Genomic DNA, 25,354 nt, shown 5'->3' on the forward strand with positions numbered 1-25,354 from the left:
AATGAAGAAAACCAACGCAGCCCGTATACTCGACCGTTTGAAAATCAACTACAAACTGGTTACCTATACCGTCGATGAAAATGATTTGAGTGCCGAACACCTGGCCGAAACGGCCGGACTTCCGGTGGAGAAAGTTTATAAAACGCTGGTAGCACGCGGCGATCGTAACGGGATTTTTGTTTGTGTAGTTCCGGGTGCCGCCTCACTCGATTTGAAAAAAGCCGCCAAAGCCTCCGGAAACAAAAAGGTCGCCATGGTTTTGATGAAGGAATTGGAACCACTGACCGGCTACATTCGCGGCGGTTGTTCTCCTTTGGGGATGAAAAAGAATTACCCGGTTTTTGTCGATGAGTCGGCATTAGAACAGGAGGAGATTTTCATTAGTGCCGGCCAACGTGGCTTGCAGCTTCATCTTACTCCTTCCGATTTACAAAAAGCAACCGGAGCCCAGGTCGTATCGCTCACCTGACACTCCGGCATATATTTTATCAGTGTGCCTCGAGCCAGTTGTCAGCCGACTGCATATCGACCGTCAGTGGTACTTCCAGCTCGAAAGCGTGTTCCATTTCCTGTTTGACCAACTTTTTCAGATCTTCCAATTCGTCTTTTCGCGCATCGAAGTTCAATTCATCATGCACCTGCAGAATCATCTTCGACTTCAGACCTTTTTCCTGCATTTTCCTATGAATATTGATCATTGCGACTTTAATGACATCCGCGGCTGAACCCTGAATCGGTGCATTGATGGCATTTCGTTCGGCTACGCCACGCACGACGGCATTGCTCGAATTAATATCGGGCAGGTAACGCTTCCGGCCCATAAGGGTCTCCACGTAGCCTTTTTCGCGGGCATTGTGAATCTGTTCATCCATGAACTGCTTCACGCGACTGAAATTCTCAAAATAGCCGTCAATAAGCTGTTTCGCTTCCGTTCTGGGAATATTTAACCTTTGGGATAGCCCAAAGGCAGAAATGCCGTAAATGATGCCGAAATTGGCCGTCTTGGCCTTACGACGCATGTCGGATGTGACTTCGTCCAACGGAATACCGTAAATCTTCGCTGCCGTGGTCGCATGAATGTCCTCGCCGTTGCGGAATGCTTCAATCATGGCTTTATCGCCCGAAATGGCGGCCATGATGCGCAGTTCAATCTGGGAATAATCGGCAGAAAGATAAACATGTTCGTCATCAGACGGAACAAATGCTTTCCGGATTTCCCGCCCGTTTTCATCGCGAATAGGAATATTCTGCAGGTTCGGATTATTCGAACTTAAACGGCCGGTAGCGGCAACTGCCTGGTTAAACGAAGTATGAATTTTTCCCGTACCGGAATTGATCAACTTGGGCAAGGCTTCCACGTAAGTACTTAATAATTTCTTCAAGCCGCGATATTCAAGTACTTTTCCGACTATCTCATGCCTATCCTGCAACTTTACAAGAGTCTCCTCGTTGGTTGAATATTGCTTGGTCTTCGTCTTCTTCGCCTTGCTGTCCAGATTCAGCTTTTCAAACAAAATGACTCCCAGCTGCTTCGGCGATGAAACATTGAACTCCTCGCCAGCCAGCTGATGAATATCTTTCTCCAGTTTGATGATCTGTTCACGGAGTGTTTCGGCGTAAGCGTCGAGCGCTTCTTTGTCGATTTTCACACCGGACTGTTCCATGGCAACCAACACTTTCAGTAATGGCATTTCTACTTCGCGGAAAAGCTTTTCGACGCCGGTTTTCTCCAGCTCGCGGGCAAGAATTGGTTTCAATTGCCAGGTAATATCGGCGTCCTCGCCGGCATATTCCTTTATTTGAGAAACCGCTACATCACGCATGGAGCGCTGGTTCTTTCCTTTTTTGCCAATCAGTTCTTCAGTCGCCACTTTCTTGTAGCCAAGGAACAGCTCACTCAGGTAATCGAGGTTATGGCGCAATTCCGGTTGCACCAGATAATGGGCAATCATCGTGTCAAAGATTTCTCCTTTTACCTCGATGCCGTAATTTCCCATTACCAGGATGTCGTATTTCAGGTTTTGCCCGATTTTTACAATACGTTCGTCGGCAAAAATGGAGCGGAATTCATCAACCAGCGCCTGTGCTTCTTTCTGGTCGGCCGGAACCGGGACATAAAAGGCTTCGTGATCTTTCCACGAAAAGGACATACCGACCAACTGCGCGTTGTGCGGATCGATATCGGTGGTTTCTGTATCGAAACAGAATTCCTTTAATACACACAAATCGGCACGCAAATCGGCACGCAATTCCGGTGTATCCATCAGGAAATACTGATGATCGGTTGAGTTGATGTCTGAAATATTTTCCGGTGCTGTTTCGACCTCCTGCGTCGGTTCCGGCGCACCAAACAGTGTGCCTTGCTGGAAGTTTTGCTCCTGCTGAACAGGTACCTCCTCATCCAAAATGCGTTTGGCCAATGTGCGGAATTCCAGCTCACTGAACATGTCCCGTAAAATATTTTTATCCGGTTCCAAACGAACCAAACCATCCGGCTTGACATCCAAGGGAACATCCAGAATAATGACAGCCAGTTTCCTGGAAAGGCGAACCTGCTCCTCATTCTCTATCAGTTTCTCTTTCTGTTTACCTTTCAGCTTGTCAATGTTCTCATAAACGCCATTGATGCTCGAAAAATCAGCTATCAATTTCATGGCTGTTTTGGGACCAACACCGGGGCACCCGGGAATGTTATCTGCTGTATCGCCCATCAAACCAAGGATATCGATGACTTGTTCCGGCTTTTCGACCTGGAAATTTTCGCTCACTTCTTTCAGTCCCCACACTTCCAAATCGTTTCCGCTACGCTTGGGTTTGTACATGAAAATGTTCTCCGAAACCAGCTGCGCGTAATCTTTATCAGGAGTTACCATGAACACTTCGTATCCCTCTTTTTCAGCCGATTTAGCCAACGTACCGATAACATCATCCGCCTCATAACCTTCTCGTTCGACAATAGGAATACGATACGCTTCGATTAGCTGACGGATATAAGGGATGGATTTCCGCAAATCCTCAGGCATTTCTTCGCGATTAGCCTTGTACGGCTCGTACATTTCGTGCCGAAAAGTTGGCGCTTTTAAGTCGAAGGCAACGGCAATATGACTCGGATCTTCCTGTTTTAAGATTTGTTCCAACGTATTTAAAAATCCCATGATGGCTGAAGTATTCAGTCCTTTGGAATTATATCGCGGATTTTTGATGAAGGCAAAGTAGGAGCGGTAAATCAGTGCATATGCGTCGAGCAGAAACAGTCGTTTCGGATTTTTTTCGGCCATCGTATTGATTTTCTTGAGTTATCGGATTGAAGTTACTGTAAAGTCCCTGCTTTGTCAAGTAATCGGCAGGGCTCAGATGGCCAAATCTACGGAAAGTAAAGGCAAAAAAAAACCGCCCCGGTAAGCAGGGCGGTGGTTATCGCAATTCGCTGTTTATTCACTGCAGGTACACTGGCCAATGCAATCAACCAGTTTACTCAGACTTTCGTGTTTTAGAAAATAGAAGGTGTTTTTGCCATCGCGCTGCGAGCAAAGCACTCCTTTATCTTTCAGAATTCCCAAGTGGTGCGAGGTTGTAGACTGCTCAATTCCGAGTCGTTCGTGAATTTCGGTTACGGTAAGTTTCGTGTCCCCCTCTAAAAAGCTGAGAATGGCAATCCGCATTGGGTGCGCAATTGCTTTCAACATATTGGCAGCTTTTTCCAGTTTTTCGCTTTCAAGTTCAGTTATATTCATCCAAAAAGCATTTTAACGAGTTATCATTCAGGTTACTTCTATCATATATCATTCAAAGATGCAAATATATAAATATATTATGCGAGTGTCACCTTGTTCATGCTTAGGGCATTGGCTATTTTTTCCCGCTAATTCTATTATATGTTATAAAACATTGAATATCAAAGCTTAAGAATCATCTATAAAAGCATTCTATTTTACTTATAATCAGTAATTTAGAAAGTTTCAAAACAAGTTGACGTTCGCAGATCAAATTAATTCTTACCTTTGGACGTTGCGGATTATAAGGATAGTACGATAAAGATGCCAACTGTTTCGATTGATCAAATAAAGAATCCAATAGCTGAAGAGCTCAAAGGTTTCGAGCCGTTTTTCCGTAAGTCAACGAAAACGGATATTCCACTGCTCAATTCCATTATTAACTATATTCTCAGGCGTAAGGGTAAGCAGATGCGCCCCATGCTGGTTTTTTTGACAGCCAAGCTGAACGGAACATTCAATACCCGAACCTATCATGCTGCCCTGACCATCGAATTGCTTCATACGGCAACGCTGGTACACGATGATGTAGTTGACGAGTCGTACCAGCGCCGTGGATTTTTTTCAGTAAACGCCATCTGGCGGAATAAACTGGCTGTTTTGGTTGGCGATTTCATTCTGGCCAAAGGAATGCTGTGGTCTATCGAACACGAGGACTACGACCTTCTTCAATTGATTTCCAAAGCAGTAGGTGACATGAGTGAAGGAGAAATTCTTCAGATTGAGAAAGCCCGGAAACAGGATATCGATGAGGAAGTTTATTTCGAAATTATTCGGAAAAAGACAGCATCGTTGCTCGCCACCAGTGCTGCAGTAGGTGCCAGTTCGGTTAGTACCGATAAAGAAGTGATTTCAAGGATGCGGCAATTAGGTGAATTTGCCGGAATTGCCTTCCAGATTAAAGATGACTTGTTTGATTACGAAAAGACCAACCTGGTGGGTAAACCTACCGGGAATGATATTCGAGAGAAAAAAATGACACTCCCGCTCATCTATGCTTTGAGCCAGTCGAAAAACGGAGAAGCGAAAAAAATTCAGAAGATCGTTAAGAAGCGCATCAAATCAGCCGAAAATATCGAGGAAGTTGTCAATTTCGTGAAAGCAAACGGTGGAATTGAATATGCTCACCAGGTGATGCTCGATTACCGAGACAAAGCGCTAAATATTTTGGCTGATTACCCCGAATCAGACGTTAAAACGGCACTTCAGCAATACATCTACTACATTACCGACCGAAATAAATAAACCCCGTAAAAAGCGCTTAAACGGCGTTTTACGGGGCCACTATTCTTTTTCAGGAATCAAAAGTATTTCACTTCCTCTCCTACCAATTCCGTTAACAGATTATTAGCCAATCGACTGGCACCAATTCGGAAGAGTTGATTGTTCATCCACTCCTTGCCTAGCACCTCGTCCACAACTGTCAGATATTGTAGGGCTTCATCTGCTGTCGAAATTCCGCCGGCAGGTTTGAATCCCACTTTTCGTCCGGTTTCTTCGGAATAGTGACGAATGGCCGTTGTCATTACCCAGGCTGCTTCCAATGTGGCCGCCGGTTCCATTTTCCCGGTAGAGGTTTTGATGAAATCGGCACCGGCATGCATCGCAATCAACGAGGCTTTCCAGATTGCTTCCGGCGTTTTTAACGCTCCCGTTTCCAGGATAACCTTCAAGTGAGCATCGCCACAGGCTTCTTTCAATTGCTTGATTTCATCGAAAACAAACTCATAGTCTCCGGCCAGAAAATCACCGATGGAGATAACTATGTCAATTTCGTCAGCGCCCAGCTCCACTGTCTTCTTCGTTTCCATCACCTTCACATCAGCGAAAGTCATGGAAGAAGGAAAGCCGGCTGAAACCGCTGCAATATTTACGCCCTCTGCTTTCAAATTTTTCCGGACAACCGGAACCAGCTTCGGATAAACACAAATGGCTCCTACATTAGCGAGGCCTGGAAATTGTATACTGAAATTGGAAACATTGTCGGCAAATTGTTTTCCGCGTGATTCGGTATCCGTTGAATTCAACGTGGTAAGATCGATGCAGGAAAAAGCCAGTTCCAGCGTTTCGTCATTACGGTAACCAGCATATTTATTTTGCACATTTTCAATGGCTTCTTTTACTTCTTCGTCCGCAAATTTGCGTTCGAAACCGTTGATGGATTTCATTCTAATAACTTTATGTTTATAATTTCTGATTATTCTTATGTCGCTCGCTATCGCGATTTGTTTTCTTTTCCAGGTTTTTACGGAAAGCCGAAGTAATGTCTACTCCGGTTTGATTGGCCAAACAAAGTAGCACCCAAAGTACATCGGCCATTTCGTCGGCTAATTTACTGCCATCTTCTCCTTTTTTGAATGACTGATCTCCATATTTCCGTGAAATAATGCGGGCCAATTCTCCCACTTCTTCCGTCAGGATAGCCATGTTGGTCAGCTCGCTAAAATAGCGGACGCCGTACTTTTTGATCCAGTCGTCCACCATTTTCTGAGCTTCCTGCAGTGTCACCTGTTCTTCCATTTATTCCTTGTTTTTGGTATCGATGAGAATCGTAACCGGTCCGTCATTCGCCAACTCAACGTCCATGTGCGCGCCAAATTCACCGGTCTGCACTTCTTTACCTAAATCTTTCGATAATTGTTCCACAAAAGCTTCGTACATCGGAACAGAAATTTCCGGTTTGGCTGCTGTGATGTAGGATGGCCTGTTTCCTTTCTTCGTCTTCGCGTGAAGCGTAAACTGACTAACAACAAGCATCTCTCCACCAACGTCTTTAACCGAAAGATTCATTACATCATTGTCATCATTAAATACTCGTAGTTGAGTAATTTTATTACTCAACCATTGAATATCTTCTTGTCCGTCAGCCTCTTCAATTCCCAATAAGACAAGTAACCCTCTGTTAATGTGCGACTTAATATTTCCATCTATGGTTACTGAAGCCCGGCTCACCCGCTGAATGACTACACGCATAATACCTCCAAATTTTGGAGCACTAATTTAAGGATTTACTGCTGTATGAAGCAAGATTGAGTGCAAAACCCTATTTTTGCCAGCGTATTGACAAACATCAAGCTATGTATTACCTGGTTTCGTCGTCGAATGACCCGTATTTCAATATTGCATCGGAAGAGTACTTGCTAAAGAACTTCACCGAGGAGTTCTTCCTGTTATACATCAACGAGCCCTCTATTATCGTGGGTAAACATCAAAATACGCTTTCAGAAATCAATCTCGATTATGTGGAAGCTAACGGTATTAAGGTGGTTCGGCGGTTATCGGGTGGCGGTACTGTCTTTCATGATTCAGGAAACCTAAACTTCTGTTTTATCCGGAATATCGCTGCCAATGAGGATATCTCGTTCAAACGATTTACCCAACCTATTGTAAATGCGTTGGCCACCATCGGCATTAAAGCAACATTTTCGGGCCGGCACGATTTGCTTGTGAACGGCAAAAAAATATCAGGTAATGCTATGCATGTTTTCAAAAAGCGGGTTTTGTCACACGGAACATTGCTTTATAATTCCCAAATCGGGAGGCTTTCCAGTGCTTTGAAATCAAATCCTTCGTTTTTCCAGGATAAAGCAGTCAAATCAAATCGTTCGCGCGTTGCCAATATTTCCTCATTTCTTTCCTCTCCTCCATCGATTGAAGAGTTTACACTGCAAATTCTGGGACATATCCGTGAAGTTAATCCCGATGCAAAACCATATACTTTTTCCGGCGAGGAATTAGCTGCGATCGAACAATTGCAAAAAGAAAAATTCGGAACATGGGAATGGAACTATGGCTATTCTCCTAAATATGTATTCCGGAAAGACGGGCTAGTTTCAGGAAAAACTGCTTCACTTAGCCTGAAAATAGAGAAAGGCAGGATTAAAACGGTGGAATTAAAGAGTGAGATTTTACCGGCCGAATTGGTGAAAGCTCTTTCCGGGAAATTGATGGATACCTTCCACGAACGAAAAGATATAAAAGAGAAATTACAGCAGTTTTTGAAGGAAAATGAGCTGAAGAGTATAAAAATGGAGGAATTGCTGAACCTTTTTCTTTAGTTTAGCTACTAAAAATTCAAGTAATATTTATTTATTAACTGATTTACTGCGATTTGATTTAATGTAAGAAATCACCTTTTCAGCTTTTGACTGCCCAATCACTCCAGCAATTTCTTCTACCGAACGGCTTTTTATTTGTTCCAAAGATTTAAATTCCTTCAAAAGTGCTTCAACCGTTTTAGGGCCGACACCTGGGATATTATCCAGTTCTGATTTAATAAAACCTGCAGAACGTTTATTGCGGTGAAAGGTAATTCCGAAACGGTGTGCTTCATCGCGCAAATGCTGAATAATCTTTAAGGTCTCTGAGTTTTTATCGAGGTAAATAGGAACGCTGTCACCCGGGAAAAAGATTTCCTCCAGCCTTTTTGCAATACCAATTATGCTGATTTTTCCTCTTAAATCGAGTTTTTCCAAAGCATTCAATGCAGACCCCAGTTGTCCTTTTCCCCCATCAATCACGATTAGTTGCGGCAGTTCTTTCTCCTCATCCAACAACCGACGATAGCGACGAAATATAATCTCCTCCATCGAGGCAAAATCGTTTGGACCTTCTACTGTTTTAATATTGAAATGTCGGTAATCTCTTTTAGCTGGTTTTCCATTCCGAAAAACAACACACGATGCCACCGGATAATTCCCCTGGATATTGGAATTATCGAAACACTCGATATGAACCGGCGCCTCTTTCAATCGCAAATCAGTCTTCATGGTTTCCATGATACGGTCCACTTTGTTTTGAGGATTGCGAAGCGATTGTTGTTTTCGTTTTTCCAATTTGTAAAACCGTGCATTTTTCTGCGAAAGCTCTAATAATTTCTTCTTGTCTCCGCGCTGGGGAATCGTAAAATTGATTTGATCAAAATCAGTATCCGGAGAAAAAGGAACCACAATCTCCCGAGAGTTAGAAAATACTTTTTGCCGGATTTCGACGATTCCAAGTGCCAATAACTCTTCTTTTGATTCATCCAAACGCTTCCTCATTTCGATAGTATGCGATTGGATAATGGCTCCATCGACTACTTTCAGGAAATTGACATATCCAAATTTCTCATCTTCATCGAAAGAAAATACATCCAGATTGGTAATAGAAGCACCAACAATTGTGGACTTACTACGATACTTTTCGAGGATATCGAGCTTCGATTTTATTTCCGCCGCTTTTTCAAATTCATACGAAGAAGCATACTCATCCATTACTGATTTGAGATGCGACGTGACCGAATTCAGATTTCCTTTGAGGATGTTTTTAATCTGAGCAATCATCTCGTTGTACTCCTCTTCTTCCTGAAACCCCTCACATGGACCTTTACAATTTCCTAAATGGTATTCCAGACAAACCTTGAATTTACCTTTAGCAATATTCTCCTGCGCCAAATTATAACCACAAGTACGGATGGTGTACAGTTGTTTTATGACATCCAGAATCGTCCGTACCATTCCCACCGAAGTGTAAGGGCCAAAATAAAGAGAACCGTCTCGCACTACTCTTCGGGTAGAAAACACTCTCGGAAAAGGTTCATTCTTGATACAAATCCAGGGATATGATTTATCGTCCTTGAGAAGGACGTTATAGCGTGGCTGGTATTTCTTGATGAGATTATTCTCCAGAAGAAGGGCATCTTCTTCTGTCTCGACCACCACATGTTGAATATCGGCAATCTTCCGAACCAGAATTTCTGTTTTCCGGTTATCGTGGCGTTTGGTGAAATAGGAGGAAACCCGCTTTTTAAGGTTTTTGGCTTTACCTACATAAATGATTTTTCCATCGGAGTTGAAATACTGATAAACCCCGGGAGATTCGGGAAGGACCCGAACCAGTTCTTTCAATCGTTCGTTCCGCAGGTTTTCCTCACTCATATTCTCTGCTTAAAAATGAATCAACGACCAAACAGGTACCTGCTTATCGATCTTTTCACTCCCCTTCAGGAAATCTAACTCAACGAAAAAATTGACAAAAATCTTCTTTACCCCAAATTTACGAACCAAATCAATTGTAGCACCAACCGTTCCCCCTGTAGCCAATAAATCGTCATGAATTAAAACCACATCATCCGGAGAAAGTGCATCGGTATGCATCTCCAGCGTATCGGTTCCATACTCTAATTCGTAAGATTGTTTATATGTTTCGGCGGGCAATTTACCAGGCTTACGAACCGGCACAAAACCGGCATCCAATTCATAAGCCAAGGCACTACCCAAAATAAATCCACGGGACTCCACTCCCACAATTCGGGTTATTCCGAGGTTACGATAATGAGCGGCAGTCTCCTCCACAATAAAGCGGAAAAGCTCAGGCTCTTTAAATGCAGTGGTTACATCCTTAAACTGAATTCCCGGCTTCGGAAAGTCGGGAATATTTCTGATAGATGCCTGTACAACATCCAAATTAATTTTAGTCATTTTATCTCTTTAATTGTAGGAAAATCAATAAGTCTGCAATATCTATTTTTATGTTCCACGTGGAACATTATCGTCCTAAAAGCACCAAAAGTACATTAATATCACTTGGCGAAACCCCTGAAATTCGACTAGCCTGCCCAATCGTATCGGGCTGAATCCGATCCAATTTCTGCCTTGCTTCAGTAGACAGTGATTCCAACGAAAGGTAGTCGAACTTACCAGTGATATCGATATTCTCAAGCCGGCTCAATTTATCAGCAATCCCTTTCTCTCTTTCGATGTATCCGGAATATTTCATGAGAATCTCAGCGGACTCCAAAATCTCGTCTCTCCTATCCTCTGGTAACGATTCGTACAATCGTTTCAATCCTCGAACCGTTCCCAGTAAATCGAAAATCCTAAGCTGCGGCCGCAGAACCAGATTAAACAATTTTGTTCCTTGCTTAAGCGGTGCTGTATTTTTTGACTCAAGAAGCTCGTTTATATATTGTGGCTTGACAGAATACTCTTTGCAGAACTCAATCACTTTATCCCGCAAGGATATTTTCTCCTCCAACAGTGCATAACGCTTCTCGTCTGCCAGGCCAAGTCTATAAGCTTTTTCAGTTAATCGAATATCAGCATCATCCTGGCGAAGAAGAATCCGATACTCTGCGCGACTGGTAAACATGCGATATGGCTCATCAACTCCCTTTGTTACCAAATCGTCTATCAGCACGCCAATGTAGGCTTCGTTCCGACTTAACGTGAATGGTTCCTCACCATTAATTTTCAAATGGGCATTGATTCCTGCGATGATACCTTGAGCCGCTGCTTCCTCATAACCCGTCGTTCCATTAATCTGTCCTGCAAAGTACAAATTAGAGACCATCTTAGTCTCAAGGGTATGATGTAACTGGGTCGGATCGAAATAGTCATATTCAATGGCATAACCAGGTCGCAGTATCCGCGCATTCTCTAAACCTTCCACTTTGTGGATGGCTTTGATCTGAACATCCCAGGGCAATGAAGAAGAAAATCCGTTCAGATAATATTCAATGGTGCTCTCACCTTCGGGTTCCAGAAACAATTGATGTTTTTCCTTATCGGCAAACGTTACCAACTTGGTTTCAATACTCGGACAATATCTTGGCCCCAGCCCCCCGATACTTCCGTCGAACAGCGGAGAAAATGCAAATCCGGTGGAAAGTTCTTCATGAACTTCCTTGTTTGTATATGTAATAAAACAACTTTTCTGCTTTAACGAACTATTATCAGATTCCGTGAGGTAACTGAATTTCCCATAAACTTTGTCGCCGGCCTGCTCCTGTAATTTACTAAAATTAATAGAGCGGCCATCTATCCGAACCGGTGTTCCAGTCTTCATCCGTCCAACCTTAAATCCGAAATCGAAAAGCTGAGCGGACATACCTTTTGAAGAAGGCTCTGAAATACGCCCCCCTTCAATTTGGGTTTTTCCAAAGTGCATTAAACCGTTCAAAAAAGTTCCGTTTGTCAAGACAACCGCCCTCCCAAAAAATTCAACGCCTAACTCTGTCCGAACTCCTGAAACCTTATTTCCTTCAAAAATCAAATCTTTTACAGTTCCTTGCCAGAAATCAACGTTCGGAATGCCCTCCAAAACGGTTCTCCAATTCTCTGAGAATCGCATCCTGTCGCACTGAGCCCTGGGACTCCACATTGCAGGCCCTTTAGAGCGGTTTAACATTCTGAACTGAATTGTACTCTTATCAGTTACAATTCCCATATAGCCACCAAGCGCGTCTATCTCCCTAACTATTTGCCCTTTAGCGATGCCTCCAACAGCAGGATTACAACTCATTTGCGCAATCTTGTTTAGATCCATAGTTATCAATAAAACCTTCGAACCTAAATTTGCTGCTGCTGCTGCAGCCTCACTACCGGAATGTCCGGCTCCAACCACTATCACATCATATTTTGGCAGCATTGTCATCACATCTAAAATTTAAATATTATGATAATCTAAAATTGACTCATTTTCCTTTTGCGTCATCACTTCCTGATCGGCTTCATTTTTGTCATTAAATCCGATCAAATGAAGAATGCCATGCGAAATGACACGCAGCAACTCTTCATCATAAGAAACATTGAATTCAACAGCATTTTCGGCTACGCGATCAGTACTAATAAAAACATCACCAGAAACCGTGTTCTCTTCTGTATAATCGAACGTAATAATATCCGTCAAATAATCATGATCGAGATATTGCCTGTTTACCTCCAGTAGATACGAATCGCTACAAAAGATGTAACTAATCTCGCCAACTTCTTTTTCATGCTTTCCTGCAATGAAAAGAAGCCATTTTTTTACGCGTTCAGTATCGAGATGGGGTAACACCACATCTTCATTGTAAAATTCGATATTCACAGCTAAATCCGGATTACTAATTTGACGATATTCCCTTTACCGATAACCTGAAAATCATCGCAAAGGTTTTTAATAAAGAATATTCCCCTTCCGTTCTCTTTTATCAAATTATCGCCACAGGTAGGATTGGCAATACAATCGGGATCAAAACCATTCCCTTCATCTTCGATAAGAACCTCAATGACAGAGTCATCTACCGTTAAGCTGATCGTGACCTTCTTACTGTCATCCATTTTATTTCCATGGATAATAGCATTCTGAACAGCCTCAAGCAACGAAGTTTGAAAAGAAAAGTAGGTATCACAATCAAGCGACAATGAATCACGCATATCATGACAAACCCGAAGGCATGTCTTCAATTCTTCAATGCGGGAATCAATCTGTAGTTGTCGTTTGATTATGTTACTGACCATTAATGTTCTTTAGATAAGAATTAAACTTTTTACGATAGAAATAGTTCATTCTCCACGCAGAGCTAGACATTATGTCAAACTCATTTTCTTTCGTTTTATCGTTGTTAAAGTAGCTCTTTGGATGACTAACCAATTGATTTTTTGCACTTTCGGACTCCCTTTCATTGTCGGAATTTCGCTGCATTTTGGCATTTCTGGCATCCAATAAATGTTCAAAGATAAGATTTTGTCTGTTAACAGTCTGTTGGGTAACGTTTTTACTTAACAAATCATTCCGATTTTGATTAAGCAACCGTTGTGCCTCTTTTAATTGGGTTTCCACATCCGGCCCCAAATTACCTTTCAATACCTGTTCCTGAATAGCCTGTTGAAGAATCTCTTGCTGCATCAACATTTTCCCAATTTGTGCATTTCCTGGTTTTACACCATTCTTCAAATCATTCATCATGCTTTGCATCTGCTTCTTCAACTTATCTTGAATAGCCTTTAGTCCAGGCATCGAACTACCATTTCCCCCAGGTTTATTGCAGCTTCCATCGCCAGGTTGTGCATTCTTCATCATATCCATAACCTGCTGAAGCGCTTCCGATAAATAAAGAGCCAGATTATTCGCAGAGGCCATCGAAAATTGCTGATTTACCCTTCCTTTTGGGTATTGGCTCTCTTCCAGATTGGAAAGTGCCTTATCCGTGTAAAACTTCCAGTTTAGGGATTCTTTACCAATTTGCGCATTAATCTGCGGCGCTTGTTTCGACAATAAATACAGCGTGTCTCGTAACTGAGCTTCGAACTGAACAAGATTTTTCTGTTTATCCAGGTAACTTGTCAACGAAGGATCCAATGCCGAAACACCGGTCATATCCATCATCAACTTTTCTTGCTCAAAAGAAAAAGTCAGAATATTCGCAGCCAAATATTGTAATCGCCTGATTTGAACCCAATCAATCTCCATCTGAGAAGACAACATACTCTTTTTCAAATTGTTTGCCATCTGTTTCAACGATCGTGCGATACGTTCGGAGATCTCACTCTGTTGCCGTCGTTTCCCTTTTCCATCCATATCAGAAAGAGTATTCAAATCTTTGCTGATTTTATTCTGCAGAGAACCTGATTTATTGATCGAATAAGGTCTGTCCAACTCTTCGTTTTGATGCGCGGCTGAGTCAAGTGCCGAAAAAGTTTGATGAATCTCTTCACTTTGCTGCCGTAACATATTCCTCAATGAATCGGTAGTCATATGTGAAGACCGCTTCACATCATCAGAAAATTTCTGTTGTCCGTTTGCCAACTTTTCCAAATTATTCTGAATATCCTGAATGGATTTTTCCACCTGCATTTTCTTCAACATCGCAATATTGCGATCCAACTGCTTATTCAAATCATCCAGCCGATAGTTTAAATCCTTTGTCAATTCATCGAATTTCTTTTGATCAAACTGATTGAGCAGCGAATTAAACTCATCAAATAACTTCTTCAACTCATCGGAATACAACTGGTCCATCAACTGCTCGACCTGTTTCTGCTTCTGTAACAACACAGGAGACAATTGAGAGAAATTTTTGGAAAGATTATTCAACCGGCGGTTTTCATTACTTACATTTTGCATCAGTTGTTGTAGCTGGCCGCTCTGCTTTTTGATTCCCTCGGTTATCTGCTTCTTTTCCCAATCAGTTAACTGACCGTTGAGCATTTGTCTACGCATCTTCTCAAAATCCTGCTGAATATTCCGGGTTACCTCTTTACCTTCAGTTAAGTTTTCCTGAAGCTGGCTATACCCGCTTTTATTTTGCAACTCAATTTCCTTAAAACCAGGAAAACGAAAAGTGAAAACTTTGCTTTGCTTCTCTTTAAAATGATGCAGTACGTCATTGTCAGCCACTGTGAACCAATATCGATAAACGCCAGGTTTCATGCTGCTGAAATTATATCCATAGAAAAAATCCTGTGGATTTCGGTTGGTATGAATAGCCACATTTAAACCGGTATCAATTTCACCGCCAGCAACATGAAATCTCACATTCTTTATTCCATAATCGTCAGAGATACCGCCATGAAAATAAAAGGAAGTAAGATTCACGGTATCCTGAACCTGATTTACCGCTATCGTAGGCGATTCATCATTCAAAATCTTCAGATTATAAACTAATCCATCGTTTGTAAAGTATTGATTGCTTGCGCGGAAAAAGTATTCCATTTGAGAACTAACCGATGAATCAACGCTAAACGAATTCCTTATTCCCTCTTTCATCGGCTGCAATAATTTACCAAAGGACAAAAACAACGAATCTGCATCAACGGAATTTACCGTCCAAAACAGATGGCTCCCAACAGGAACTTCAGCATCACCTTGATTTTGTAAAACAAACTTCTTCAATCCGGTATAACCAGGTGGAACAACCTCCAGGGAAAATGAGCGAACAAGGGGTACCGGCAAACACCTGATATGGTATACGCTTGAGTAATAGTTGCCTCCATTCAGCTGAAACTGCAAATCATGGTACACATTCCCGATAGAATAGCTAAACGAACCGTCTCCATTAACCTTCATCGCCATCCGGTTTCCATTCATGACGACATTGAGTTGCTCCGGAAAGTTCCTCCCTTGCAATCGAGCCTCAATTTTAAAGGAACTTCCTTTCTTTACGGCGAGTGAATCGTTCAATAAAACGAATGTAAAATCAGGCGAAGGCGAAAACTCCTGACGGTAATGCGTGTATTGAAAGAATCCTTTGGAAACAAAATTTGACTTACCTATACCAACCAATAAAACAACACTAGCTAAGAAAATTAGGCTCCATTTTTCGGCGCGGGGCAAAACAAAACGAAAGGCATCTGCCAATGGAAACTGCTTGACGACATTCAATTTCTGTTGAATACTGGCCTCCGTTAATTCATTACCAGAATCATTTCCCTTAAACACATCAACCAATTCCAGCATATTGATGAACCGATCAGCTATCGCAGGAAATTGAGATTTTAGAATATTATTAACCTCCATCCTTTTGACACCCGGAATAAATCGAAATCGCTGCGCCAAAGGCCTAATAACCCATAAAATCAACAGGGAAAGAAAAAGCAAAATAAAGAGGTAAAAAAGGAATGTCCTTACCCAGGAACCAAAGTAGTAAACGTACTGTAATCCAATGAAAAGAAAAAACATTCCGCCCATTGCGACCACGAACCGAACTATGCCCAACAGTGTCTTATTGCGGTAGTAAAGGTTGCAAAGCCTCTGGTAAATTTGCTGTATTTCCTTCCAATCCTTCATTGCACCAAAGTTCCGTACTGACTAAGTTAATCAATCACGCATAAAAGAAGTCCTCCATTATCCGGTCGGAAACGAAAATTCCTTTTTCAGTCAAGCGCAGGACTTGATTTTCGAGATAAACCAAATCGGAATCAATATACTTATTCAAAGCCCGTTGAAAATACGCTGCCAACACGTCATTATATGTATTATCAATACGTCGAACGTCAATTCCCCATATGGTCCTTAAAGAGGTAATAATGTAATCGTTATACCGATCAACTTCACTCAGTTCTTCAATTTCGAAAAATTGCTCTCCCTGGCTAATCAACTGAACGTACTGCGGATTACTCCGAATATTCCATTGCCGGGTTTGTCCGTCATAACTATGAGCTGAAGGCCCTATACCTAAATATTTTCTTTCTTTCCAATAAGCAGAATTATGTCGTGAATAAAAACCAGGCTTTGCGAAATTGCTCACTTCGTAATGTTCGTAACCAGCTTTCTTTAATGCCCTGATGAGATACTCATACTGCTCCAGACTCACTTCATCAGGGACCTCACTCAACTTTCCGTCCTTCAACCGTTGATACAACACAGTTCCTTCGTGATAAGTAAGATGATATGCTGAAACATGTTCCACATCCAAATCTATTACCATATCAACAGATCGCTCCCACGCTTCTTTGCTTAAACCGGGAATTCCGTATATCAAATCAACTGAAATATTATGAAATCCGGTCTCTCTCGCCAACAAAACCGATCTAACTGCTTGTTGCGCATCATGCCGTCGATTTAAATAGGTGAGAATTTCCCCATCGAAACTCTGAGTGCCGATACTCAATCGATTAAAACCTGACTTCTGTAAATCAAACAGATACCTTTGCTCTAAATCATCGGGATTAGCCTCGAGTGTCCACTCCGCCTCTTCACTAACCTCAAACAGGGATTTAACGGAGTTCCGAATTCTCGATAAATATTCCAGATCCAACAGTGAAGGTGTCCCTCCGCCCAAATAAACAGTATCAACCGACTCCGAGCCAATATAATTTTTCCTGAGAGAAAGCTCTTTAAATTCGGCCTCCATAACACCAGGTAAGTCAGCCAACCGGCAACTGGTATGGAAGTCGCAATAATGACAATGTGTTTTACAGAAAGGTATGTGAAAGTATATGCCCGCCATTTTTGTATATTCGCAATTCAATCTAAATCAAAATGCAAAAGTACATTAAAATTATTGCCTGGTTTGTTGTTATTCTCTACTTAAGTTTAACTCCGGCCGGCGATATTCCAAAGTTGTCGATATTATCGTTACCTGGTTTCGATAAAGTGGTTCATTTCACGATGTATTTCGTTATGTCACTGCTTCTCGCAGGCTACTTTCATCAGTTCAAAAAATATTCCAACGGAAAAATTATTCTCATTAATGCCTCGCTGCTAATCTTTGTAGGAGGCCTGCTTGAAATACTTCAATACGAGTTACCCATTAACCGCGATTGCAGCTGGGGCGATTTTTTCTTTAATTCCATGGGAGCCATTACCGGTACGATAATTTACCTGTACTGGTTGAAGAATACATTTATTGGTAAGTGGTTAAGTTAGAATTTCATTTTACCCGGAAAACCGTCTGTTTCAGAAAGTAAATCAGAAATCATTTTCTCTTTAAAGGTAAGAATCAGTTGTTTTCGGATATCGGAATAACTATCGTGAAGCGCACAAACGTGAGATGCTTCCCTGCGTCCATCACAAGTATCATCGGAAAGTACGCAGCTTTCAAACAATTCCTTTCCATCAATAATTTCGACCACTCGATATAACGAAATCTTATCTGGTGGAGCCGCTAGCGCAAAACCACCGTTAGGTCCTTTATTGGAAATCAAAACATTGAAACGCGCTAGTTTCTGAAGTATTTTACTTAAAAAAGGCGCTGGTATTTGTAATTCCTCAGCCAGCACTTTAATTCCACACTTCTGATCTTCCCTATAATTTGCAGCCATATAAATGACCGCGCGAACCGCATATTTACACGTTTTTGATAACATCATCCGTTTTTACTTTTTATTTTCCATTGCCGCGAAAAGGAGAGCTCTTCAAAAGTCGGCATCGATTTATTTTTTCCCATTAAGTTTTTTCCGGATATCGAAACAGCCGAATTTTTTAAACGGCCTTGTGTCAAATCCATCAGTTTTCGGTTAGAGCTAATGTATTCAAAAAATTTCATACCTGTGTCCCATCGCCAATCATTGCCTCCATTTTCGTTTGTTAGTTTTCGGTTTAAAAGTAATAATCTGGGCAATGGAATCATAACCGGGCATACTTCTTCACATTTTCCACACTGCGTACAGGCTGTATTGAGGTGACCAAATTCTTTAAAACTGGTCGTGTATGGTGTAATAACGGAGCCAATAGGGCCACTATAAACCGTATTGTACGTATACCCGCCAACCACTTTGTAAATCGGACAAGCGTTTAAACAAGCGCCGCATCGGATACATTTCAAAGCTTGCCAATGTTCATCGGTATCCAACAACGCTGAGCGTCGATTATCGATTAAAACAATAAATTGCTTATAAGGACCGTCCGATTCATTGCCCTTCCTGGGGCCGTTAAAAATCGAATTATACGCCGAAATCTTTTGTCCGGTTCCATGTCCAGCCAGCAAAGGCCAGATAAAACCTAAATCCTTCATCGAAGGAATGACCTTCTCAATGCCGGAAATGACGATATGTACCTTTGGAAAAGAAGTACTCATCACTCCATTTCCTTCGTTTTCGGTTAAAGCAACACTTCCGTTATCGGCAATAAGAAAATTAGCACCGGTTATACCAGCGCCGGCCTCCTGATATTTAATACGTAGTTTTTCCCTAACAAAGTTTGTCAGCTCAACCGGGGTTGAGCTAAGCGGTGTTTGAAAGTGTTCATGGAAAAGCTCTGCTACGTCTTCCTTTGATTTATGCATAGCCGGTGTTACAATATGAAAAGGCGGTTCACCGGCAGTCTGAACGATAAATTCCCCCAAATCAGTTTCCTGACTTACCATCCCCAGTTTTTCCAACTCTTCATTTAAATGAATTTCCTCACTGAGCATGGATTTGCTTTTAACGACCAATTCTACCTTCTCATCCAAAAGTATATTAGTAATCAACTGAATGGCTTCTTCTTTGTCGTTCGCCCACAAAACCTGACTTCCATTTTTAGTAGCATTTTCCTCAAATTGAACCAGAAAATCTTCCAGGTGAGAAACAACCAAATCCTTTATATCCGAAGCCCTTTCTCTGAGAGCTTCGTGATTGGTAAAGCGATTAATTCCTGTATAAAACGCTTTATCATATTGTTGAATATTGTACTTCAGCTTCTGTCTTAAATCCACGTTTCGGGAAGCGTTTTGAGAATCGATAATAAAGCGCTTTTTCTTCTTCATTGTAACATATTATGTTGTTCACTGACCATCCGGTTCTGGATACTTCTTCATCCTGAAATTAACTACCTACAAAACCGTAAAATTGCTAAAATCCCCGGTTTTCAACAGTAATTAACAACGTTGATAACTCCGTAAAATTCTGTTCTTCATACCCTCTTTCAAGTTAAACCCCAAAAAAGTGATTCTTATGTTGAAATAGAATGTTTCAATCATGTTAAGAAATAAAGACAAAATCTGAAAAATATTTTTGGCGAATAGAAAATTAATTCCATTAAAACGACCCATTGCAAGATCCAAAAAAGTTAGCGATCAATTTCACTCAAAAAAATCAACTCCTTTTACACGGAATTAACACGTTTCAACAAAATAAACAGCTATTGACAAAACGATCTTAACAAGCTGTTGAAATCACGCTAAAATACTGAATAATACGGAAAAGTTATGTTTATTACTTGTCGGAATAAGTAAAATGGAGGTTAATAAGAACTATTCCTAGAGAATAAATATGAACTTTTGATCGTTATAAACCGTATATCATTAACATCATTATTTTTAATTTTTAATCTTATCTTTAATAATAATAAATGAAGATGTGGATTCAGATTTGTTTATTTCTCCGCGAATAGATTTATTTGTAGTACAACTTTGAAAATAATTTGAATTCAAAGGGTATCCTTTTACATAAAAATCGTATTAATATGTAAAGGGATTTGTTTCTAAACTCTGCTGATTTGAAAATTGAAGATCAAAATAAAGAAGGGCTGTCCATACTGCTGGTAGAGGATAATTTTCTAAATCAGAAAATTACTACTTACAATCTGCGTAAGTATAACCACAAGGTTTCTATTGCTAATAACGGACTGGAGGCGGTGAATCTTTTCAAAGAGAAGAAATTTGATTTGATTCTGATGGATATAATGATGCCTGTGATGGATGGATTGGAAGCGACTAGGGAGATAAGAAAAATTGAAAAAGAGCATAAGCTGAACGAATACACTCCAATCATCGCTGTTACTGCCAATACGCTCGATAATGATCGTGAAAAATGCCTTTCGTGGGGAATGGATGAGTTTATTGCCAAGCCCTTTGATATGAATCAGCTCAATGAGATTTTGATGAGTCTCAAGATTGTCTGATTATTGTTTTCCTCCCTTCATTCACTAACTTTACCTGGTAAAGAATCCCTTATACTATGAGCGACTTCATTGATCTCAGGGGCAATCAGGTTTCTGAAACTGAACGTGAATTTGATAATAAGTTACGTCCGCTTCGTTTCCAGGATTTTAAAGGGCAGGCTAAGATTGTTGAAAACCTGCAGGTATTTGTCAAAGCTGCGCTCATGCGGGGTGATGCTCTCGATCATGTCTTGCTTCACGGCCCTCCCGGATTAGGAAAAACTACCCTCTCAAATATTCTGGCCAATGAATTAGGTGTTAATTTAAAATTGACTTCCGGACCGGTATTGGATAAACCAGGTGATTTGGCCGGATTGCTGACCAACCTCGAAGCAAATGACGTACTGTTTATCGATGAAATACACCGGTTAAGTCCTGTTGTGGAAGAATATCTGTATTCGGCTATGGAAGATTACCGGATTGATATCATGATCGATAAAGGTCCCAGTGCTCGTTCCATTCAGTTGGAGTTAAATCCGTTTACACTAATTGGAGCTACTACCCGGTCGGGTTTGTTAACAAGTCCGTTGCGCGCACGTTTTGGAATCAACTGTCACCTCGAATATTACGATACGGAAATACTGACAGGTATTGTGCAACGATCGGCTTCCATTCTGAATGTTCCGATTAATCGTGATGCTGCACTTGAAATAGCCTCACGAAGCCGTGGTACGCCGCGAATAGTGAACGCTCTCCTTCGCCGGGTACGTGACTTTGCCATGGTGAAAGGAAACGGCAAAATAGACATCGAAATCACCCGTTTTAGCTTAGAGGCCCTCAATATTGACAAACATGGGCTGGATGAAATGGATAACCGTATTCTGACGACTATTATCGATAAATTTAAGGGAGGCCCGGTTGGAATCAGTACGATTGCTACTGCAGTTGGTGAAGATGGAGGAACCATTGAGGAAGTTTATGAGCCTTTCCTTATTAAGGAAGGCTTTTTAAAAAGAACACCCCGTGGGAGGGAAGCTACAGAGCATGCTTATCATCACCTGGGAAGATCGAAAATTGACGGAGATAATCCATCTCTGTTTTAAAATAAAAAGGCCGGTACAAATGAAGTACCGGCCTTTCTTTTATCTTTTTTCCTTCATTTATTTCTTTACAGGGACAATTTCGAAAAGTTTTGGCCACAGTTTTCCGGTTACGTAAATGGCGTTGGTTTTGGCATCCCAGGCAATTCCGTTCAATACATCAATCGGTTTATTTTCATCGCGGTACATTACACTGAGTAAACCGGTTAAATCAATCCTTCCAAGTACTTTTCCATTGTTAGGGTCAATTCTGACAATCGTATTCGTCGTCCAGACATTAGCCCAAATTTCACCGTTGATGTATTCCAATTCGTTCAGAAATTTTACGGCGCCTTTGTTATCGTAAACACTCAATGTTTTTATAACCTGAAGATTGTCAGGGTTGAGAAAACGGAGGTTTTCTGTTCCGTCACTCATGATGAGATTCGTTCCATCGTTAGTCAATCCCCACCCTTCTTTGGCGTCAAAATGCCAATCTCCGGTTTTATCGAATGTTTTGGCATTATAAATAAAGCCGGTTTGCGCCTTATAGGTAAGCTGGTAGAGTTTGTTGTTTAGTATGGAAATTCCTTCACCAAAGTATTTGTTGTCCAGCTTCTTCTCCTGTACAATTTTTCCAGTCTTCAGAATTTGTTTAGCAATTACTGATTGACCTTTTTCCCCCGTTCCTTCGTACAAATAACCGTCGTGAATCAGTAAACCTTCGGTGAAAAATTTAGTATTGTGAGGGTAGGTTGCAGTAATTTTGTACGTGTAATCAACGGGCTTGGTATCGGAAACAATGGTAAAATCGGAATAGTTTTCACCCGTTACGCTGTCAGTTTTGATGGCGGTAACCTTTATGGAATGCTTTCCCATCGACATTTGATGAGTCGCTACCTTAATTTCGTTTTCCAGTGTTTTTCCGCTGAAGTAAGTTTTTCCGTCAACCTCTACAGTTATGTTCTGGATGGTGCCGTTTTTTACATTGGTTTTAGTTTGGATGGTCAATGGAGTTCCTTGTGGGTACAGTTTACTTTTGGGCAAAACCTCGATGGATGTTACCGGTTTTCGGGAACGCTTCGGGGTACTTGAACATTGGAACAAAAGAATTCCTGTTAATGACAGGAAGAATGTGAGAACAGCTAACTTTTTCATCATATCAACTGGTAAACAAACAACGAAATTTAAAAATGGTAATGGTCAGCGGCAAATTTTCAAAATTTTCGGCAGTTATTAACAATTTTGCCTGATTTATTAAAATTGCTTCACGTGGAACGCTTTTGTTTACTGCTTTCCACGGTAGTGAAGTGTCAATAATTCATGTGAATAAATACGTTTGAGCGACGAAGTAAAAAATTTTGCGCTTTCTCGCAAAGTCTCTTCGATGTACAACGGCTAACCTTATATTTGTAAAAGTAAAATAATTCATCGTTAATAAAGCACCGATTTGAGCGCACTGAAAAAACTGGCCGGAGAAACCGTCATTTATGGTGGTTCGAGCATCATTGGACGATTTCTTAACTGGTGGTTGGTTCCTTTCTATACCCGGATGTTTCTTCCGGAACAATATGGTATTGTCAGTAATGTTTATGCCTATGTTGCATTTTTGCTGATTCTGCTAACCTATGGAATGGAAACTTCTTTCTTCCGGTTTGCCGGAAAAAGTAAAAAACCTGACGAAGTTTATAGTACAACGCTTATTTCGTTGCTGGTTACATCAATCTCATTTGTGCTGGCAGTTTTTGTCTTTTCAGGAAATATTGCTGACTGGATGGAATACCCCAGTCATCCTGAATATATCCGTTGGATGGGATTAACAGTAGCGCTCGACGCATTTACCTCCATTCCATTTGCGCGGCTTCGCCTCAAAAGTCGGCCGGTTCGGTTTGCTTTCGTGAAGCTAACAGGAATATTTGTCAACATCGGTTTAAATATTTTCCTGATTTATTACTGTCCTAAAATTATTGATGCAAATCCCGATTCCATTTTCAGGTACATTTACAATCCTCATATCGGAATTGGGTATGTGTTTATCTCGAATCTGGTTTCATCTGCTGTTATGTTGCTGCTTCTCTTTCCCGATTTCATCAGAAAGAAAATGGTATTCGACAAGCAATTACTGCTGCAGATGCTTCGGTATGGATGGCCTTTGCTTATTGTTGGTTTGGCCGGAATGGCAAATCAGAATATCGAAAAAATACTGATGCCAAAATTATTACCTGCATCAGTTGATGGTTTGAAACAACTGGGAATTTATGCGGCCAACTTCAAGCTGGCTGTTCTGATGAACCTCTTTATTCAGGCATTCCGTTATTCGTTCGAACCGTTTTTCTTTTCACATTACAAAGGAGAAGATTCGAAAATGACTTATGCCCTGGTGATGAAATACTTTGTCATTTTCGGACTGATCATCTTTCTGGGCGTGATGCTGTACATTGGTATGGCCAAGTATTTTATTGGGTCCCGTTATTACGAGGGTTTGCGAATTGTTCCCTTCATCCTGATGGGATATTTCTTTCAGGGAATATTTTATACCCTCTCGCTATGGTACAAACTGACCGATAAAACCAGTTACGGCGCCAAACTGGCGTTGTTGGGAGCTGTAATCACCATTGGATTAAATGTGTTGTTTATTCCGGTTCTGGGATATATGGCATCAGCGTTGGCATTTTTGGTCGCTTCGGTTGCTATGACCGTTGCTTCTTATATTCTTGGACAAAAACATTTCCCGGTAAAATACGATTTGAAAAGAGTAGCACTTTATTTTGTCGTTGCCTTGGTCCTTTATGCTGTAGGAGTGAACATCAACATATCGAATATTGTCATTCATTATGCCCTTCGGACAATTGTCATCTTGATTTTCCTGGGATTTGTTGTTGTAAAAGAAAAAAGAGAACTGAAACGTTTGTTTGTTTAGGACTTGACAAGGCAAAACATTTTTTAACTAATTGGTTTCGCTTAAGTTTTATATCTTAGCGAGTTAAATACCGAAATGAACATATGGAAGTGAAAATTGTCAATCATTCAGGTCACCCTCTGCCGCACTATAGCACTGAACACTCAGCCGGTATGGATTTGAGGGCCAGCCTGAAACAAGATATTGTTTTAAAACCCCTTGAACGTACGCTGGTTCCTACTGGACTTTTTATTGAACTTCCTGTAGGATACGAAGCACAGGTTCGACCCCGTAGCGGTCTTGCTTTGAAAAAAGGCATTACCGTTTTGAATTCTCCCGGAACCATCGATGCTGATTATCGTGGTGAAATTAGGGTTATCCTCATCAATCTTTCCTCCGAAGAATTTGTTATTTCCGATGGCGAGCGTATTGCACAAATGGTAGTCGCTCAGCACGAAAAAGTGGAATGGGTGAAAGTGACTGAATTGGTTGAAACAGTTCGCGGTGAAGGCGGATTCGGGCACACCGGAAAAAATTAAATTATACACAGGCACACG

At 41.2% G+C, this 25,354-nt stretch carries 23 protein-coding genes; 8 read left to right on the forward strand and 15 right to left on the reverse strand.

All coding sequences use genetic code 11. The features are described 5' to 3' along the window. The first annotated feature begins 1 nt into the window (after position 1). Entirely contained in the window at positions 2-469 is a 468-nt protein-coding gene (ybaK, locus tag T426_RS0100720) for a Cys-tRNA(Pro) deacylase (protein WP_025862621.1), read from the forward strand. Positions 470-488: 19 nt separating this feature from the next. Here ybaK and polA read toward each other — a convergent pair whose 3' ends face one another. Together polA and T426_RS0100730 are read right to left on the reverse strand one after the other, a co-directional pair. After that, the gene (gene polA, locus T426_RS0100725) at positions 489-3,278 is read right to left on the reverse strand and encodes a DNA polymerase I (protein ID WP_027585147.1); all 2,790 of its coding nucleotides are present in this window, start codon (positions 3,276-3,278) and stop codon (positions 489-491) included. 153 nt (positions 3,279-3,431) lie between these two features. Next, complete coding sequence (locus T426_RS0100730) at positions 3,432-3,734, reverse strand: ArsR/SmtB family transcription factor (RefSeq protein ID WP_025862622.1); 303 nt, start codon at positions 3,732-3,734, stop codon at positions 3,432-3,434. 267 nt (positions 3,735-4,001) lie between these two features. Between T426_RS0100730 and T426_RS0100735 the strand changes: the two genes are divergently transcribed. After that, a complete protein-coding gene (locus tag T426_RS0100735) occupies positions 4,002-5,018 on the forward strand; it encodes a polyprenyl synthetase family protein (RefSeq protein ID WP_234406332.1) in 1,017 nt (338 codons plus the stop codon). Positions 5,019-5,074: 56 nt separating this feature from the next. Here T426_RS0100735 and deoC read toward each other — a convergent pair whose 3' ends face one another. From deoC to dtd, 3 genes are read right to left on the reverse strand one after another with little or no spacing between them, the layout of a single operon-like run. Continuing rightward, positions 5,075-5,941 (reverse strand): deoxyribose-phosphate aldolase, encoded by an 867-nt coding sequence (deoC, locus tag T426_RS0100740; RefSeq protein ID WP_025862624.1) that lies wholly within the window; start codon positions 5,939-5,941, stop codon positions 5,075-5,077. A gap of 16 nt (positions 5,942-5,957) precedes the next feature. After that, positions 5,958-6,293: a nucleotide pyrophosphohydrolase gene (locus tag T426_RS0100745; RefSeq protein ID WP_234406333.1), complete on the reverse strand. Its 336-nt coding sequence runs from the start codon at positions 6,291-6,293 to the stop codon at positions 5,958-5,960. Further along, complete coding sequence (gene dtd / locus T426_RS0100750) at positions 6,294-6,746, reverse strand: D-aminoacyl-tRNA deacylase (RefSeq protein WP_025862626.1); 453 nt, start codon at positions 6,744-6,746, stop codon at positions 6,294-6,296. Positions 6,747-6,850: 104 nt separating this feature from the next. Here dtd and lplA point away from each other — a divergent pair, with 104 nt between their 5' ends. Then, positions 6,851-7,831 carry a lipoate--protein ligase gene (lplA, locus tag T426_RS0100755; protein ID WP_025862627.1) on the forward strand — a complete coding sequence of 327 codons (981 nt, stop codon included), beginning with the start codon at positions 6,851-6,853 and terminating at the stop codon, positions 7,829-7,831. A 27-nt stretch (positions 7,832-7,858) separates the two neighbouring features. Here the strand turns inward: lplA and uvrC are convergent, their stop codons facing one another. The 7 genes from uvrC to hemW all read right to left on the reverse strand — a co-directional run bounded on the left by uvrC (position 7,859) and on the right by hemW (position 17,466). Further along, entirely contained in the window at positions 7,859-9,691 is a 1,833-nt protein-coding gene (gene uvrC, locus T426_RS0100760; protein WP_025862628.1) for an excinuclease ABC subunit UvrC, read from the reverse strand. A gap of 9 nt (positions 9,692-9,700) precedes the next feature. Next, positions 9,701-10,234 carry an adenine phosphoribosyltransferase gene (locus T426_RS0100765; RefSeq protein ID WP_036984095.1) on the reverse strand — a complete coding sequence of 178 codons (534 nt, stop codon included), beginning with the start codon at positions 10,232-10,234 and terminating at the stop codon, positions 9,701-9,703. 67 nt (positions 10,235-10,301) lie between these two features. Then, on the reverse strand, positions 10,302-12,188 hold the full coding sequence (mnmG, locus tag T426_RS0100770; RefSeq protein WP_234406334.1) for a tRNA uridine-5-carboxymethylaminomethyl(34) synthesis enzyme MnmG: 1,887 nt from the start codon (positions 12,186-12,188) through the stop codon (positions 10,302-10,304). 12 nt (positions 12,189-12,200) lie between these two features. Then, positions 12,201-12,623: an rRNA maturation RNase YbeY gene (gene ybeY, locus T426_RS0100775; protein WP_025862631.1), complete on the reverse strand. Its 423-nt coding sequence runs from the start codon at positions 12,621-12,623 to the stop codon at positions 12,201-12,203. 2 nt (positions 12,624-12,625) lie between these two features. Continuing rightward, entirely contained in the window at positions 12,626-13,036 is a 411-nt protein-coding gene (locus T426_RS0100780; protein WP_025862632.1) for an ATP-binding protein, read from the reverse strand. Then, on the reverse strand, positions 13,026-16,304 hold the full coding sequence (locus T426_RS0100785; RefSeq protein ID WP_025862633.1) for a coiled-coil domain-containing protein: 3,279 nt from the start codon (positions 16,302-16,304) through the stop codon (positions 13,026-13,028). The genes T426_RS0100780 and T426_RS0100785 overlap by 11 nt, the downstream gene beginning before the upstream one ends. 34 nt (positions 16,305-16,338) lie before the next feature. Next, complete coding sequence (gene hemW, locus T426_RS0100790) at positions 16,339-17,466, reverse strand: radical SAM family heme chaperone HemW (protein WP_025862634.1); 1,128 nt, start codon at positions 17,464-17,466, stop codon at positions 16,339-16,341. 32 nt (positions 17,467-17,498) lie between these two features. Between hemW and T426_RS22315 the strand changes: the two genes are divergently transcribed. Beyond that, complete coding sequence (locus T426_RS22315; protein ID WP_025862635.1) at positions 17,499-17,885, forward strand: VanZ family protein; 387 nt, start codon at positions 17,499-17,501, stop codon at positions 17,883-17,885. On the opposite strand, the gene T426_RS0100800 is transcribed toward T426_RS22315, so the two are convergent. Both T426_RS0100800 and T426_RS0100805 read right to left on the reverse strand, forming a co-directional pair. Then, positions 17,882-18,328, reverse strand: coding sequence for an RrF2 family transcriptional regulator (locus T426_RS0100800; protein ID WP_051538391.1), 447 nt, complete (start codon positions 18,326-18,328; stop codon positions 17,882-17,884). The two genes, T426_RS22315 and T426_RS0100800, sit on opposite strands and share 4 nt — an antisense overlap. Beyond that, the gene (locus T426_RS0100805; protein ID WP_025862637.1) at positions 18,325-19,704 is read right to left on the reverse strand and encodes a lactate utilization protein B; all 1,380 of its coding nucleotides are present in this window, start codon (positions 19,702-19,704) and stop codon (positions 18,325-18,327) included. The genes T426_RS0100800 and T426_RS0100805 overlap by 4 nt, the downstream gene beginning before the upstream one ends. 731 nt (positions 19,705-20,435) lie before the next feature. On the opposite strand from T426_RS0100805, the gene T426_RS0100810 reads away from it, so the two are divergent. Further along, positions 20,436-20,840 carry a response regulator gene (locus T426_RS0100810; RefSeq protein WP_025862638.1) on the forward strand — a complete coding sequence of 135 codons (405 nt, stop codon included), beginning with the start codon at positions 20,436-20,438 and terminating at the stop codon, positions 20,838-20,840. A gap of 56 nt (positions 20,841-20,896) precedes the next feature. After that, positions 20,897-21,922, forward strand: coding sequence for a Holliday junction branch migration DNA helicase RuvB (gene ruvB / locus T426_RS0100815; protein ID WP_025862639.1), 1,026 nt, complete (start codon positions 20,897-20,899; stop codon positions 21,920-21,922). 57 nt (positions 21,923-21,979) lie between these two features. On the opposite strand, the gene T426_RS0100820 is transcribed toward ruvB, so the two are convergent. Continuing rightward, positions 21,980-23,059, reverse strand: a complete 1,080-nt coding sequence (locus T426_RS0100820; protein WP_025862640.1) for a glutaminyl-peptide cyclotransferase — start codon at positions 23,057-23,059, stop codon at positions 21,980-21,982. 289 nt (positions 23,060-23,348) lie between these two features. Here T426_RS0100820 and T426_RS0100825 point away from each other — a divergent pair, with 289 nt between their 5' ends. Beyond that, the gene (locus tag T426_RS0100825; RefSeq protein ID WP_025862641.1) at positions 23,349-24,818 is read left to right on the forward strand and encodes a lipopolysaccharide biosynthesis protein; all 1,470 of its coding nucleotides are present in this window, start codon (positions 23,349-23,351) and stop codon (positions 24,816-24,818) included. Between the two features lie 83 nt (positions 24,819-24,901). Beyond that, a complete protein-coding gene (gene dut, locus T426_RS0100830) occupies positions 24,902-25,336 on the forward strand; it encodes a dUTP diphosphatase (RefSeq protein ID WP_025862642.1) in 435 nt (144 codons plus the stop codon). Positions 25,337-25,354: the final 18 nt, after the last annotated feature.

Source organism: Prolixibacter bellariivorans ATCC BAA-1284 (assembly GCF_000621705.1).
Lineage (GTDB): Bacteria > Bacteroidota > Bacteroidia > Bacteroidales > Prolixibacteraceae > Prolixibacter > Prolixibacter bellariivorans.